Below are 15258 nucleotides of genomic sequence, written 5' to 3'. Positions count from 1 at the left end.
ATTGTCCAGAACAGTAACACGTTCTACTTTGACCACCATGGCCCTCAACGTCGCAGACCTCGTTGAACACGCCGCCGACACCGTGCCCGACCGGATCGCCCTCGTGTGCGGCGACCGGAGGGTCACCTACGCCGAACTTGAGGCGCGAGCCAACAAACTGGCGCATCATCTGGCAAAGCACGGCGTGACGCAGGGTTCGCACGTCGGGCTCTACGCACGCAACTCGATCGAGCTCGTCGAGGCCATGTACGCGGTCTACAAGCTGCGCGCGGTGGTCATCAACGTCAACTACCGCTACACCAAGAACGAGTTGCAGTACTTGTTCGGGGAAGCGGATCTGGTCGCGCTCATACACGAACGGCGGTACTCGCCCCTCGTGGCGGAAGTGGGGGCTCCGGGGCACACCGTCGTGATCGACGACGAGACCGAGGAACCCTTCGCCGGCGCCGACTACGAGACGGCGCTCGCCGAGGAGTCGGGCGAGCGGGATTTCGGGCCACGCAGCCCGGACGACCTCTACATCCTCTTCACCGGCGGCACGACCGGCATGCCGAAGGGCGTGATGTGGCGCCACGAGGACGTGTGGCGCACGCTCGGCGGCGGCATCGACTTCGTGACCGGCGAACGGCTCACCGACGAGTGGCACCAGGCGAAGTCCGGCAAGGACTACGGCCTGATCCGGCTCTGCCTGCCCCCGCTGATCCACGGCGCCGCCCAGTGGGCCGTGCTGGGCGCGTTGTTCTGCGGCAGCACGGTGGTGCTGGTGCCGAAGTTCGACCCCGCCGAGATCTGGCGTGCGATCGAAAGGGAGAAGGTTCAGGTCGCCGCGATCACCGGTGACGCCATGGGCCGGCCGTTGATCGAGGAGTTCCAGCGCGGCGAGTACGACGCCTCCTCGCTGTTCATCATCAACAGCAGCGCGGCGTTGTTCTCCTTCACGGTCAAGAAGCAGTACCAGGAACTCCTGCCGCACACGACGTTGCTGGAGTCGATCGGGTCGAGCGAGACCGGCTCGACCGGCATCGGCGCGGTGCCCAAGGAGATCGAGAAGACCGACGGCACCAAGGTGAAGCTCAACGAGGACACCATCGTCATCGACGAAGACGGCAACAAGCTCGAACCGGCGCCCGGTGTCATCGGCAAGCTGGCGCGCGGCGGGCACATCCCGCTCGGCTACTACAAGGACCCCGAGAAGACCGCGCGGATGTTCGTCGAGGTCGACGGCAAGCGGTTCACGGTGCCCGGCGACTACGCGCGGTTCGAGGCCGACGGCGACATCACGTTGCTGGGCCGCGGCAACACCTGCGTGAACACCGGTGGCGAGAAAGTGTTCCCGGAAGAGGTCGAGGCGGTCCTCAAGTCGCATCCGGACGTCTTCGACGCGCTCGTGATCGGCATTCCGGACGACCTGCTCGGCCAACGCGTCGGCGCACTCGTGCAACCACGCGACGGCGCGACGCCCACACTGTCCGAACTGGACGCTCACGTGCGGGAGTCGCTCGCGGGCTACAAGGTGCCGCGGTCGCTGTGGCTGGTCGGCGAGATCGGCCGCACGCCGAGCGGCAAACCCGACTACCAGTGGGCAAGGCGCCACGTGGAGGATCATGCGCACCAGCCGGTGTGACGAGCACGCGCTCGGTGCATTGGGGGTGCCGTTCAACGATGCAGAGGATCATGCGCACCAGCCGGTGTGACGAGCACGCGTTCGGGGCGCCGTTCAACGATGCGGAGGATCATGCGCACCAGCCTGTGTGACCAGCTGGGCATCGAGCACCCGATCTTCGGCTTCACGCCGTCCGAGCACGTCGCGGCGGCGATCAGCCGGGCCGGCGGGCTCGGTGTCCTGGGCTGCGTGCGGTTCAACGACGCGGAAGACCTCGACCGCGCGTTGACGTGGATGGACGCCAACACCGACGGCAAACCGTACGGCGTCGACATCGTCATGCCCGCCACGGTGCCGAAAGAGGGCACCCAGGTCGATCTCGCCGAGCTCATTCCGCAGAGCCACAAGGAGTTCGTGCAACAGACGCTGCTGAAGCTCGGCGTGCCACCACTGCCGGACGGTGAGGGCGGCGAGGGCGTGCTCGGCTGGCTGCACTCGGTCGCCCGATCACACGTCGACATCGCGCTGGAACACCCGATCCGGCTCATCGCCAACGCCCTGGGCTCACCGCCCACCGACGTCATCGAACGCGTGCACGCGGCAGGTGTTCCGGTCGCCGCCCTCGCGGGCAAGGCCGAACACGCCCGCCGGCACGTGCAGAACGGCGTCGACATCGTGGTGGCACAGGGATATGAGGCAGGCGGGCACACCGGCGAGGTCGCCACGATGGTGCTCGTGCCGGAGATCGTGGACGCGGTGGACGTCCCGGTGCTGGCAGCAGGCGGGATCGGCTCGGGACGCCAAGCCGCCGCAGCGATGGCGTTGGGCGCTTCCGGTGTGTGGATGGGCTCGTACTGGCTGACGACGGCCGAGTACACGCAGAGTCCACTCACCCAGAAAGCATTGCTGGCAGCCACTTCGAGCGACACGGTCCGCACCCGGATCTACACCGGCAAACCGGCGCGGCTGTTGAAGACGCGGTGGACCGAGGCGTGGTCCGCACCTGGTGCACCCGAGCCGTTGCCGATGCCGTTGCAGAACCTGTTGGTCAGCGAGGCGCACCTGCGCATCGCCCGGTCCGACGACCCGTCCGTGGTGTCGATGCCGGTCGGGCAGGTGGTCGGGCGGATGAACGAGGTGCGCCCGGTCGCGGACGTGATGGCGGATCTGCTGCGGGAGTTCGGTGAGACTGTCGAGAGGTTGACCAAACTGTCCCGTTGACACGTATCTTGTTTCCGCCTGGGGACGTTTCAAGGGGGAAACATGCAGCGAAGACGTGTATTTGGTGTGCTGTTGACCGGGTTGGTGCTCGCCTCCACCGCCACGGCACCGCAGGCCGCCGCGGCCGACCCGTGCCGGTGGATCGCGCACGACCTGCCGTTGCCGGCCGCGTCGTTCTACGCGAGGACCAACGGGAGCAGCGACAGCAACCGGTTCATCGTGGGCGAGGCCAGGGTCGGTGGCGGCGGTAGTGCCGAGAGCGGCCTGCTGTGGGACAACGGCGGGTTCGTCCCGATGGCTTCGCCGGGTTCCTCGATGATCGCCGTCCACCCGAAGGACGTGAACAACAGCGGGGTCGTGGTCGGCCGTCAGGACCTCTGGAGCTACTCGCGCTACCGGGCCTTCCGCTACCGCAACGGCACCTACGAGGCCCTGGACACTCCGGCGACCCACAGCTCGCAGGCGATCAGCGTCAACAACCTCGGCGACGTGGTCGGCGAGATGTGGCGGGACGACGCGCCGGAGGTGCGGCAGGTCGTCGTGTGGCCGAGCAGCGGCGCGCGCAAGGACTTCCTGAACGGCCAGGCCGTCGGCATCAGCGACGACCGCAAGGTCGTGCAGCTGACCGCCACGTCGGGATTCGTCATCGACTTCGCGACCGGGCAGCAGATCGAGATGCCCGGCGCCCGCACGCCGGCGGTCATCGACGGCGACCGGGTGCTGTACTTCTCGTGGGGCGGGCTGGTGGAGCGCAACCTCGCCGGCGAGCACGTCGCCACCTGGGAGGGCGGCACCGATCCCTACGGCAGGACGTCCAGCGGCCACGTGGTGTTCGGGTCGAACATGGGCACCGCGGTGCTGTGGCAGTGGGGCATCAGGTACGGGGTGGACTCCGAGAAGCAGCCGGCGCTCGGCTACCACGGCGACATCAGCGATGAGGGTGCCCTGATCGGCACCTACAAGAACGCCGACGACACCACCCACCCGGCGCGCTGGTTCTGGTGCGGCTGATGCGGGGGCGTTCGTTCGGCGTCCTTCTCGCCGGGTTGGTGCTCGCGTCCACCGTTACGGCACCGCAGGCCGTCGCGGCCGACCCGTGCCGGTGGATCGCGCACGACCTGCCGCTGCCAACCGGTGCGACCTACGCCAAGACGACCGGCAGCAGTGAGAACAACCGGTTCATCGTGGGGTCTGCCAGGATCGACGGCGTCGGCCGCGGTCTGGTGTGGAACGACGGCACGCTGATCCAGATGGCCTCACCGGACTCCTCGACGATCTCGATCGAGCCGAAGGACGTGAGCGACGGCGGCCTTGTCGTCGGGCGGATGGAGCGCCGCAGCGAGTCTCGCCACGTGGCCTTCCGCTACTTCGGCGGTACTTACGAGGTTCTGGACACTCCGGGCGCCTACAACTCCCAGGCGATCGGCGTCAACCAGCTCGGCGACGTGGTCGGCGAGATGTGGAGCAACGACGCGCCGGACGTCCGCTCGATCGTCGTCTGGGTCGGCGGTGAGTACCTGCACGGATTCACCAGAGGTCAGGCCATCGGCATCAGCAACCGTCCAGAGGCCGTGATGGTGTCGGAGTACTCGGAGTCGGCGTTCGTGATCAACGTCAGCAACACGTCGATGATGGAGCTGCCGGGAGCCCGTACCCCGATGGTCTTCGACAACGAGCGGGTGCTGCACTACTCCCCGGCCGGCATCAAGGAGTGGACCACCGCGGGCGAGCACGTCGCCACGTGGGCGGGCGGCACGGAACCGTTCGGCAGGACGTCGAGCGGTCACGTCGTGTTCGGTGCCGTCATGGGCACCCCGACCTTGTGGCAGTGGGGCATCCGGTACCCCGTGGACTCGGCGAAGCTGCCGAACGTCAAGTACTACGGCGACATCAGCGACGAAGGCGCGCTGATCGCCACCTACGAGGACCTCGACGGGTCGACGCACCCGGCGCGCTGGTTCTGGTGCGGCTGAGCCGAAAATGGGGGACAACATGAAGCACAGACGTGTGATCGGCGTGCTGTTCAGCGGGTTGGTGCTGGCGTCCACGGCGGCGGCGCCGCACGCCGTGGCCGACCCGTGCCGCTGGATGGCGCACGACCTGCCGGTGCCGGACGACTCGAGGTATGCCAGGACAAGTGGCAGCAGCGAGAACAACCGGTTCATCGTCGGAGAGGCCATGGTCGGGTCGAGCTCCCACGTCGAGAGCGGCCTGGTGTGGGACAACGGCGTGTTGACCGAGATGACTCCGTCCGGCTGGTGGCTGACCGCGATCCGGCCGACCGACGTGAACAACAGCGGGGTCGTCGTCGGGCGGCAGGAGATCCTGGACCAGCACCGCACGGTGGCCTTCCGGTACCGCGACGGTGCTTATGAGTTGCTGGACACGCCGGAGGGCCTCAACTCGCAGGCCAAAGGCGTGAACAACAACGGTGACGTGGTCGGCGAGGTGTGGAAGAGCGACACGCCGAACACTCGGAACACCACGGTGTGGCCCAACAGCGGTGCCGCGAAGACGTTCCTGCCCGGACCCGGCATCGGCATCAGCGACGACGGGAAGGTCGTCCAGATCTCGGGCGCGTCGGGGTTCGTGATCGACGTCGAGACCGGGCAGCGGACGGAACTCCCCGGCGGCAAGCAGCGGATGGTCTTCGACAACGACCGGGTGCTGCACCCCGCCCCGTCCGGCCTCGCGGAGTGGAACCTGGCCGGGCAGCAGGTCGCCACCTGGGAGGCCGGCACCACGCCGTGGGGCAGGACTTCCAGCGGTCACGTGGTGTTCGGCGCGGTCAACGGCGTCGCGACCTTGTGGCAGTGGGGTGTGCACTACCCCGTGGACTCCGCGAACCTGCCGGTGGTCGCCACCGCGTACTACGGCGACATCACCGACGAGGGTGCGTTGATCGGCACCTACATCCACGCCGACGGGGACTCCCGGCCGGCGCGCTGGTTCTGGTGCGGCTGATCAGAGTGCCGCGCTGAGTTTGAGGAGCTGGGCGGTCGCCCCGCCCAGCTCGAACTCGCACCGCTTGGCCGCCGTGAAGTACTTGTGCACGTCGTGGCTCATGTCGATGCCCGTACCGCCGTGGACGTGCACGGCGGTGTGGGCGACACGATGCCCGGCGTCGGCGGCCCAGAACTTGGCCGTCGCCACTTCTGCGGTTGCGTCAAGGCCTTCGGAGAGCCGCCACGCCGCCTGCCACAACGTCAAACGGATGGCTGCGACGTCGATGTACGCGTCAGCGAGCCGTTGGGCTACCGCCTGGAAGCTGCCGATCGGCCGGTCGAACTGCACACGGGTTCGCGCGTACTCCGCCGTCAGCTCCAACGCGCGTTCGGTCACCCCGAGCTGCAACGCGCACAGCCCCAACGTGTACCGCGCGACGAGCCACTCCGGCGTGAGGCCTTCAACCAGTTCGCCGCCGGAGAACTCGAACCATCCCGCCTCGGAACCGTCGACCAGTTCCTGTGCGGTGATGGCGAGGTCACCGGCCTCGACGAGGAACACCTGTTCCCCGTGTGACACCAGGAAAGCCTCCGCGGCACCGGCGAACGGCACAGTGGTCTTGGCGCCATCGGTGTCCTCGGAGAGCGCCACGGACAACACAGTTCCGGGCTTCAGCCAGCGAGAACGTTGTTCCGGCGTACCGAACTCGGCCAGCGCGGACGACGCCACCACGGTCGGCAGGTAAGGAACCGGGGAGACCGCGCGACCCAGCTCGACCAGCACCGAGCACTGTTCCAGCACGCCGAACTCGTCCGGGGACTCGGGCACGACGCCGGACTTGACCAGGTCGAGCCACGGCGTGTCCGACGAGTCGAGGATCTTGCGGGTCAGCGCCGCCAGTTCGCGCTGTGCCTCGGTCAGGGTGAAGTCCACGAAGTCTCCTTACCGAGGTACGGCGGGCAGACCGAGGCCCACGCGCGCGATGATGTCTCGCTGGATCTCGTTGGTGCCGCCGCCGAACGTCAGGATCAGCGACGACCGGTGCATGCGTTCGACCCGGCCGTGCAGCAGTGCTCCCGGCGACCCGGTGCGCACGATTCCGTTGGCGCCCAGCACCTCCATCAGCAGCCGGTAGCCCTCGGTGGCGAACTCGGTGCCGAACACCTTGGTGGCGGAGGCTTCCGCGGGGGAGGGCGCCTCGTCACCGCCGGACGCGATCCGCCAGTTGATCAGCTTGAGGAACTCGGTCTTGGCGTGCACGCGAGCCAGGTGCAGCCGCACCCACTCGTGCTGGTCGGCGCCGGTGTCCTGAGCCCATTGACGAACTTCGCGCAATGCGGTCTGCAACGGTGCGGCTGAACACAGGGCGACGCGTTCGTGGTTGAGCTGGTTGGTGATGAGCTTCCAGCCCTTGTGCTCCTCGCCGATCAGGTTCGTCGCCGGCACGCGCACGTTGTCGTAGAACGTCGCGCTGGTGGTCGGCCCGGACATCGTCGGCACGGGTGTCCAGGAGAAGCCGGGATCGGTGGTCGGCACCATGATGATGCTCAAACCCCTGTGGCGCTGCGATTCCTGGTCGGTGCGGCAGGCCAGCCAGACGTAGTCCGCGTACTGGATGAGGCTGGTCCACATCTTCTGGCCGTTGATCACGTAGTCATCGCCGTCCCGGACCGCCCGTGTGCGCAACCCCGCCAGGTCGGTGCCCGCTTCCGGTTCCGAGTAGCCGATGGCGAAGTGGATCTCCCCGGACGCGATCTTCGGCAGGTAGAACGCCTTTTGCTCGGGCGTGCCGTACGCCATGATCGTCGGCCCGATCGAGTTCAGCGTCAGGAACGGCACCGGCGCACCGGCCGTCGACGCCTCGTCGAGGAAGATCAGCTGCTCGATCATGGGCCGGTTGCGGCCGCCGTACTCCTCCGGCCAGCCGATGGTCAGCCACCCGTCGAGCCCCATCTGGCGGACGGTGTCCTTGTAGACCTCCGGGTCGCCGTAGTCGCTGCCTCCGGCGAGGCCTTCCCGGCGTTGCGGCGTCATGAGCGCGGCGAAGTACGCCCGCAACTCCTGGCGCAACTGCTCCTGTTCGGGCGTGAAACCGATGCGCATGACGGCTACTCTAGAACAAGTTCTACTTCATGTCAGGAGGCCGCGATGAAGGTCGACGTCGACCCTTCGCTGTGTGAGGCGCACGGTGAGTGCATGTCAATCCTGCCCGAGGTGTTTGACCTTGACGATGACGAGGTTTTGCAGATCCGGGACGGTGAGCTCGCCGACGGCGAGGTGGCGCTGGCGGAACGTGCGGTCGCGTCCTGCCCCAAGGGCGCGCTGCGGCTCTCACGCTGATGGGCCTTGTCACGAACAGGAACAGATTCTAGTGTGCGACGGGTGCCAGGTGCCGTGGCCGGCCGTGAGCTCAGCGAGGAGTGATACCGGGTGAAGGCAGCCGTGCTCAACCAGGTCGGTGACGACAAGCTAGAGCTCCGGGACGACGTGACGACCACCGCGCCGGGGCCGCAGGAAGTCCGCATCAAGATCAGGGCGTGCGGGGTGTGCCACAGCGATCTGTCCGCAATGGACGGAACGCTGCCCGCCCTGACCCCCGGTGTCGTCGGCCACGAAGGCGCCGGTGAGGTCGTGGAGATCGGCAGCGCCGTGACGCAGCTGGCGGTCGGCGACCACGTGGCGATCACGTTCGTGCCGCCGTGCGGGAAGTGCGCCCAGTGCGTGACCGGCCAGTCCCACTTGTGCCTCGTGCACACCATTTCCGCTTTCACGTCACCGAGGTTCGTCGTCGGTGGCAACCCGGCGTTCGGGTACGCGGGCCTTGGCGCGTTCGCCGAGGAGATGGTCGTTCCCGCGGATGCCGCGGTGAAGATCGACGACGACGTGCCGTGGGAGATCGCGGCGCTGCTGTCGTGCGGCATCCTGACCGGCGTCGGCGCGGTGCTGAACACCGCGAAGGTCGAACCGGGCTCCAGTGTCGCGGTGATCGGCTGCGGCGGTGTCGGTGTCGCGGTGATCCAGGGCGCGCGGCTGGCCGCTGCCACCCGGATCGTCGCGGTGGACCCGGTCCTCGAGAAGCACGACGTCGCGAAGAACTTCGGCGCGACGCACGCCACGACGCCCGACGGCATCGTGGACCTGAACAACCAGCTGAACTTCGGCATGGGCTTCGACTACGTGTTCGACGTGGTCGGCATCCCCGCCACGATCCGCCAGGCGTGGGATCTGACCCGCCGCGGTGGCCACACGGTCGTCGTCGGCGCGGGCCGGGCGGACGCGATGGTGTCGTTCAGCGCCCAAGAACTGTTCCTGCACGACAAGACCTTGCACGGGTCGTTCTACGGGACGGCGAACTTCCGCCGGGACGTGCCGCGCATGATCGCGCTGTGGCGGCAGGGCCGGATCGACCTCGAAGGCATGATCAGCAAACGGATCAAGCTCGAGGACGTCAACGAAGGCCTGCAGGCCCTGCGCGGCGGAGGATCTCTCATCCGCCAGGTCATTCTCTTCGACTGACACTTTGGGAGTCTTCTGTGGACCTTGCGGGGAAGGTCGCCGTCGTCACCGGTGCGGGTGCCGGACTCGGCCGGGCGGAAGCACTGGAGCTCGCGCGAGCCGGTGCCTCCCTGGTGCTGAACGACCTGCCGGGCTCGGCCGAGGCCGCTGCGGCCGAGATCGAGGAGCTGGGTGCGAAGTGCGTGGTGGTCGAGGGTGACGTGGGGGAGCGGAGCACCGCTGACGCCCTCGTCGCCGCGGCCGTCGAGCAGTTCGGCGGGCTCCACGTCGTCGTGAACAACGCCGGTGTGCTGCGTGACCGGATGCTGTTCAACATGTCCGACGAGGAATGGGACCTGGTCGTGCGTGTGCACCTGCGTGGCCACTTCCTGTTGTCGCGCAACGCGGTGTCGCTGTGGAAGCAACAGTCGAAAGCGGCGGGGGCGCCGGTCTACGGCCGGATCGTGAACACCTCCTCCGAGGCGTTCCTGCTCGGCTCGGAAGGCCAGGCCAACTACGCGGCGGCCAAAGCCGGCATCGCCGCGCTGACCGTCGCGACCGCCCGAGGCACGTCCCGCTACGGCGTCCGCGCCAACGCGATCTGCCCGCGCGCCAGAACCGGAATGACCGCGCACGTCTTCGGTGAGGCACCGGACGGCGACGACTCGCTGGCGCCGGAGCACGTCGCGAAGTTCGTGGCGCATCTGGCGGGACCGTCCGGCGACAAGATCAACGGCCAGGTCTTCGTCGTGCACGGCGGCATGGTCGCACTGATGGCCCCACCCACCGTGGAACAGAAGTTCGACGCCCTGAGCGATCTCGACGGCTACTTCGCCGACCGGGATCCACAAAGGACTTTCGCCTGCACGGACACGATGAGTCTCTGAAACATACTGCGCTGTAGGAGGAGCTGTGCCGCTCACCGTCCAACCGCACCGCGACACGCTGGGCCTGAAGGACGGCCGGCTCCTCATCGGTGGCGAGTTCCGCGAGACGGACGAGACCTGGACCCACCACCACCCCGCGACCGCCGAGGAGATCGGCAGCTTCGCCGTCGCGTCGGCGAAGGACGTCGACGCCGCGGTGCTGGCCGCCCGCAAGGCGTTCGACGAGGGACCGTGGCCGCGGTCAGGCGCCGGCGAGCGCATCAAGATCCTGCGCAGGTACGGCGACCTGTTGCGGGAGCACTCCGACGAGCTGCGCGGCCTGCAGGCGCTGGACAACGGCGTACCGCTGACGTTCGGCCAGATCTACGCCACCTCGGTCGGCATCGCGGCCGACATCTTCGACCACCACGCGGGCTGGATCGACAAGGTCGGCGGTCAGACCCTGCCGCCGTACCAGGGCGGCGACCACCTGGCGATGACCTTCCGCGAACCGGTCGGTGTCGTCGCGGCGATCCTGCCGTGGAACGCGCCGTTCGTGCTGTTCGCCCAGAAACTCGCGCCCGCACTGGCCGCGGGCTGCACGGTCGTCGTGAAGCCGTCGGAGTACGCGTCGTTCTGCGTGATCCGCATGGTCGAGCTGCTGATCGAAGCCGGTCTGCCCGAGGGTGTGGTCAACCTCGTCACCGGCCCCGGCAACCCGACCGGCGAAGCGCTGATCACCCACCCCGGCGTCGACAAGATCAGCTTCACCGGCAGCCGCGCGGTCGGCCGCCGGATCGTCGAAGCCTCCGCGGGCACGATGAAGCGCGTTTCGCTGGAACTGGGCGGAAAGTCGCCCGCGCTCGTCTTCGCGGACGCCCCGAACGTCGGCCTGGCCGCGATGACCTGCATGGGCATGGTCACGATGGGCCTGTCCGGTCAGGCGTGCGTCGCGCACACACGGGCGTTGGTCCAGCGGGACGTGCAGGAAGAGTTCATCAACATGGCGTCGATGCTCGCGAGCGCGGTGACGTTCGGCGATCCGTTCGACCCCGCCGTGCTGGCCTCTCCGCTGATCAACGGCAAGCAGCTCGAGCGCGTCCTCGGCTACATCGAGCGCGGCCAGGAGGACGGCGCCCGCCTGGTCACCGGCGGCACCCGGCTCGAAGGCGACCTGGCGTCCGGGAACTTCGTCGCCCCGACGATCTTCGCCGACGCCACCAACGACATGGCCATCGCCCGGGACGAGATCTTCGGGCCGGTCCTGACCGTCGTGCCGTTCGACGACGAAGAAGAAGCCATCCGGATCGCGAACGACACCGAGTACGGCCTGGGCGCCGGTGTCTACACCAACGACGTCCGCCGCGCGTTCCGCGTCTCGAAGCGGTTGCGCGTCGGAATGGTCGGCATCAACGGGTTCCAGCTCGAACCGCACGTGCCGTTCGGCGGCTACAAGCAGTCCGGTCTGGGACGTGAGGGCGGGCAGAGCGCCTACGAGGCCTACACCGAGCTCAAGACCGTGATGATGCCGCTGACCGACGAGCTGATGTAGATGCGGCTGGACGGCAAGGTCGCCCTGATCACCGGCGCCGCCCGCGGTCAGGGCGCGGCCGCGGCGCGCCGGTTCGTGGCGGAGGGCGCGCGGGTGATGCTCACCGACGTGCTCGACGACCAGGGCAAGGAGCTCGCCGCCGAACTGGGTGCCGAGTACAGCCACCTCGACGTGTCGTCCGAGGAGGACTGGGCGTCGGTCATCACGTCCACCGTGGACACGTTGGGCGACATCACGGTTCTCGTGAACAACGCGGGCATCCTGCACTTCTCCGCCCTGGCCGACACCACGCTGGCCGACTACCAGCGCGTGATCGGCATCAACCAGGTCGGCACGTTCCTGGGCATGCGCGCGGTGGTGGAGTCGATGACGCGAGCGGGCGGCGGCTCGATCGTCAACGTGTCGTCCGTCGAAGGCCTGGCCGGCATGCCCTACCTGGTCGCGTACACGGCGTCGAAGTTCGCGATCCGCGGCATGACCAAGGTCGCCGCGCTGGAACTGGGCCAGCACGGCATCCGGGTCAACTCGGTGCACCCCGGCGCCATCGACACACCGATGGTGAGCGAGACGCTGGGGCGACCGATCGACATCTCCCCGATCGGGAAGAAGGTGGCGCTGCGCAGGGTCGGTCAGCCGGAGGACGTCGCGAACGTCGTCCTCTTCCTGGCCAGCGACGACAGCGCGTACTGCACGGGTGCGGAGATCGCCGTGGACGGAGGGGCTACCGCGACCCACGCGCTCAACCGCTGAACCGCTGAACCGCTTGCGGTAGATCTCGGCTGGTCGAACGCTGTGGGGCTACCGCGACCCACGTGCTCAACCGCTGAACTGCCGCCAGATCACCGGCCTGCCCAACGCCGTGTTGTTGCCTTCCTCCCTGGCGATACCCACGATCGCACCGTCGTCCCCGACGAACCGCGGAGCGATCAGCGGGTGCGTCGGGAGGGCGGGGAGCCGTCCCGTGTAGCTGCCGTGATGCCAGACTCCGTAGTACTGCGGGGTGCCGAACGGAGTCTCCTCGGTGCCGAGCACCAGGCGGTCGCGGTTCATGTCGAACGCCCAGGTGCAGCCCGGCAGCGGTTGCGGGCGGGCGTCCGGTGCCGGCCAGTAGACGCCGCCGTCCAGGATGGGCACTTCGGTGGTGAGTCGCGCCTTTCCCACGAACTGGCCACCGTCGGCGTGACCCGCCGTGGCGGGCGGTTGCACACCATCCACATAGGTCGGTAGTGCCGTGAACGTGCCGTCCTTCCACCGTCCCGGTCCGTCGTGAGTGTTGTAGATCAGGCTGCCGTCGTGGTCGATGTCGACGAAGCCGTAGAGCCGCTCGGAGAACTCCTTCGGCAGCCCGACGGCTTTCGGTGCGGCGGGATTGTCGGCTGGCCACACGAACGGTTCCCACTCATCGGTGCTCCGGTCCCTGGTCGCCGCGCCGAAGATGTCGCCTCGGTCGTTGGCCGCGGTCGCCCAGGTGTCGGTGTACCCTGCCGGCCGCGCGAGCAGGGTGAACCCGCGTGCGTCGAAGATCCACGCTCGTTGTTCGCGCGGGTCCTCGAGGTGCGTGGAGACACCGACGATCATCCCGGCCCGGTTCTGGTCGTTCACGCGGGCTGTGTTGAAGCCTGCCGGCCTGCCGTGCACGGTTGCGGCGCGGTCGGTCCAGGTGACGAGCACACTGCCCTGGTCGGTGAGGATGGTGCCCGAGTAGTTCCCGTTGCTGTCGGTTCCGTCGATGTGCGCCCGTGCCGGGTACCCCTCGGGCATGGGCAGAAAGCCCACCGCCCAGCCGGTCAGATCGGCCGCCCCGGCTTGCGGTGGCACCACGGCGGTCATTGACAAGGTCGCGGCGAGTATCGCCAGTCCGCGTTTCATCGAAGCTCCCCCTTCGTCGCAGTGATCACGCCGCAGACCGGAAAGCGGTTGCCCGGCGTGGGCAACCTCATCGCGCTTCCTGGCGTCTTCGTGATCGAGAGGTCAGACCTGGGGAGCTGTATTTGAAATCAATATTGATCACTGCTGCGCTGCTGATCGGGCTGGCGCCGGCCGCCGTGGCGGCGGAAGAAGCGCAGACGCCCGTGCTGGGCTGGCAGGACTGCCAGGACGGGTTCCAGTGCTCGACCGCGAAGGTGCCGCTCGACTACGACCAGCCGTCGGGCACGAAGATCGACCTCGCGTTGATCAGGATGCCCGCGACCGACCCCGCCAAGCGGATCGGTTCGCTGTTCGTGAACTTCGGCGGGCCGGGCGCGTCCGGCGTCGACCGGTTGCGGGGGCGGGGCAAGTGGGAGTGGCTGTTCTCGCCGGAGCTGCGGGCGCGGTTCGACGTGGTGTCGTGGGATCCCCGCGGCATCGGCCGTTCCGCGACGGTGCGCTGCTTCGACAGCGTCGAGGAGCAGCAGACGTTCCTGAACGGCATTCCGGTGTACCCGAACACCGCGGCGGACGAGCCTGCTTTCTACGACTCGTACCGCGAGTTCGTGCGCCGTTGTGAGGCGAAGTCCGGCGACCTGCTGGACCACGTCTCGTCCGCGAACACGGCACGTGACCTGGACCTGCTGCGCAAGGCCGTCGGTGACAAGAAGCTGACGTACCACGGCATCTCGTACGGCACGCACCTCGGCGCGATCTACGCGAACATGTTCCCGGACAAGGTCCGCGCGCTCGCGTTCGACGGCTCGCTCGACTTCATCGGCAACGCCACCGGGCACGGTGACCAGGGCACGACCGTGCCGCTGGACACCCGCCAGGACGTGCCGCGCGGGGTCGCCGAGACGTTCGACCAGTTCCTGAAGCTCTGTGCGGCGCCGGGCGCGAAGTGTGCGTTCGCGGGCGGCGACCTGAAGCAGAAGTGGGCGGACCTGGTGGCGAAGGTGACGGCTTCTCCTGTCACCACGCCGGATGGCCGGTTCGACCGCGTCTCGCTGATCAGTCTCGTCTGGGACGCGCTGGCGCAGCCGGAGACCTGGCAGGACACCGCCCGGATCCTGCAGGGTGTCCACGAGGCGCCGGCGTCGTTGACCGCTTCCGCGGCCGACTACATCTCGAACCGGTTCGAGGGGTTCAACGCCGTGCAGTGCTCGGACAGCGACTTCCCGCGCGACACCGCTGCTTACACGAAGTACGGGAAGAGCGAGGACGAGCGCGTTCCGTACTGGGGCCGTGCGGTGGTCTACGACATGATGGCCTGCGCGTTCTGGCAGGGCCGTGACGACGACCGCTTCACCGGTCCGTGGAACCGCTGGACGTCGGCGCCGATCCTGTTCATCAACAGCAGGTTCGACCCGTCGACGCCGCTGCACGGTGCTCGTGACGGTGCCGCGGAGATGGCTCGCACCGGATTCCTGACGGTCGAGGGCTACGGGCACACCTCCATGTACGTGCGCAGCGCGTGCGCGGAGAAGGTGAAGCGGGAGTACCTCTTCACCGGTGTCCTGCCTGCGCAGAAGACGTGCGGCATCGACAAGGGGCCGTTCGCCTGACCGTTGTTCGTCGAGAGGGGCTCCACCTTCACGGGTGGGGCCCCTCTTGCTTTGTCGCTGCCGGCGTGGCTACGGTAAGGAAACTGAACCGGTAAGAAA

At 67.9% G+C, this 15258-nt stretch carries 14 protein-coding genes; 11 read left to right on the top strand and 3 right to left on the bottom strand.

What is annotated here, in order from left to right; all coding sequences use genetic code 11:
- Positions 1-37 precede the first annotated feature (37 nt).
- From ACWGE0_RS02035 to ACWGE0_RS02015, 5 genes are all read left to right on the top strand, one after another.
- Positions 38-1624, top strand: a complete 1587-nt coding sequence (locus ACWGE0_RS02035) for an acyl-CoA synthetase (RefSeq protein ID WP_452259014.1) — start codon at positions 38-40, stop codon at positions 1622-1624.
- Positions 1625-1735: 111 nt separating this feature from the next.
- Entirely contained in the window at positions 1736-2824 is a 1089-nt protein-coding gene (locus tag ACWGE0_RS02030) for an NAD(P)H-dependent flavin oxidoreductase (protein WP_452259013.1), read from the top strand.
- A gap of 42 nt (positions 2825-2866) precedes the next feature.
- Complete coding sequence (locus tag ACWGE0_RS02025; RefSeq protein ID WP_452259012.1) at positions 2867-3835, top strand: hypothetical protein; 969 nt, start codon at positions 2867-2869, stop codon at positions 3833-3835.
- Positions 3835-4797, top strand: coding sequence for a hypothetical protein (locus ACWGE0_RS02020; protein WP_452259011.1), 963 nt, complete (start codon positions 3835-3837; stop codon positions 4795-4797). Before ACWGE0_RS02025 ends, ACWGE0_RS02020 begins: the two co-directional genes overlap by 1 nt.
- Positions 4798-4816: 19 nt before the next feature.
- Positions 4817-5788 (top strand): hypothetical protein, encoded by a 972-nt coding sequence (locus ACWGE0_RS02015; RefSeq protein ID WP_452259010.1) that lies wholly within the window; start codon positions 4817-4819, stop codon positions 5786-5788.
- Here ACWGE0_RS02015 and ACWGE0_RS02010 read toward each other — a convergent pair whose 3' ends face one another.
- Positions 5789-6703, bottom strand: a complete 915-nt coding sequence (locus tag ACWGE0_RS02010; RefSeq protein ID WP_452259009.1) for an acyl-CoA dehydrogenase family protein — start codon at positions 6701-6703, stop codon at positions 5789-5791.
- A 9-nt stretch (positions 6704-6712) separates the two neighbouring features.
- Positions 6713-7873: an acyl-CoA dehydrogenase family protein gene (locus ACWGE0_RS02005; RefSeq protein ID WP_452259008.1), complete on the bottom strand. Its 1161-nt coding sequence runs from the start codon at positions 7871-7873 to the stop codon at positions 6713-6715.
- Positions 7874-7918: 45 nt separating this feature from the next.
- On the opposite strand from ACWGE0_RS02005, the gene ACWGE0_RS02000 reads away from it, so the two are divergent.
- From ACWGE0_RS02000 to ACWGE0_RS01980, 5 genes are all read left to right on the top strand, one after another.
- Positions 7919-8110: a ferredoxin gene (locus tag ACWGE0_RS02000; protein ID WP_452259007.1), complete on the top strand. Its 192-nt coding sequence runs from the start codon at positions 7919-7921 to the stop codon at positions 8108-8110.
- Positions 8111-8200: 90 nt separating this feature from the next.
- Positions 8201-9286, top strand: coding sequence for a Zn-dependent alcohol dehydrogenase (locus ACWGE0_RS01995; protein WP_452259006.1), 1086 nt, complete (start codon positions 8201-8203; stop codon positions 9284-9286).
- 17 nt (positions 9287-9303) lie between these two features.
- Entirely contained in the window at positions 9304-10152 is an 849-nt protein-coding gene (locus tag ACWGE0_RS01990) for a 3-oxoacyl-ACP reductase (RefSeq protein WP_452259005.1), read from the top strand.
- Positions 10153-10177: 25 nt separating this feature from the next.
- Positions 10178-11683: an aldehyde dehydrogenase family protein gene (locus tag ACWGE0_RS01985; protein ID WP_452259004.1), complete on the top strand. Its 1506-nt coding sequence runs from the start codon at positions 10178-10180 to the stop codon at positions 11681-11683.
- Positions 11684-12433, top strand: a complete 750-nt coding sequence (locus tag ACWGE0_RS01980) for a glucose 1-dehydrogenase (RefSeq protein WP_452259003.1) — start codon at positions 11684-11686, stop codon at positions 12431-12433. It abuts the gene before it with no gap.
- Positions 12434-12499: 66 nt separating this feature from the next.
- Here the strand turns inward: ACWGE0_RS01980 and ACWGE0_RS01975 are convergent, their stop codons facing one another.
- On the bottom strand, positions 12500-13552 hold the full coding sequence (locus tag ACWGE0_RS01975; protein WP_452259002.1) for a hypothetical protein: 1053 nt from the start codon (positions 13550-13552) through the stop codon (positions 12500-12502).
- A 122-nt stretch (positions 13553-13674) separates the two neighbouring features.
- On the opposite strand from ACWGE0_RS01975, the gene ACWGE0_RS01970 reads away from it, so the two are divergent.
- Positions 13675-15159 carry an alpha/beta hydrolase gene (locus ACWGE0_RS01970; RefSeq protein WP_452259001.1) on the top strand — a complete coding sequence of 495 codons (1485 nt, stop codon included), beginning with the start codon at positions 13675-13677 and terminating at the stop codon, positions 15157-15159.
- The last annotated feature ends 99 nt before the right edge of the window (positions 15160-15258 follow it).

This window comes from Lentzea sp. NPDC054927, from assembly GCF_053610285.1.
The sequence above is the reverse complement of the archived record's forward strand: the minus strand, read 5'-3'. Positions and strand labels throughout refer to the sequence as shown.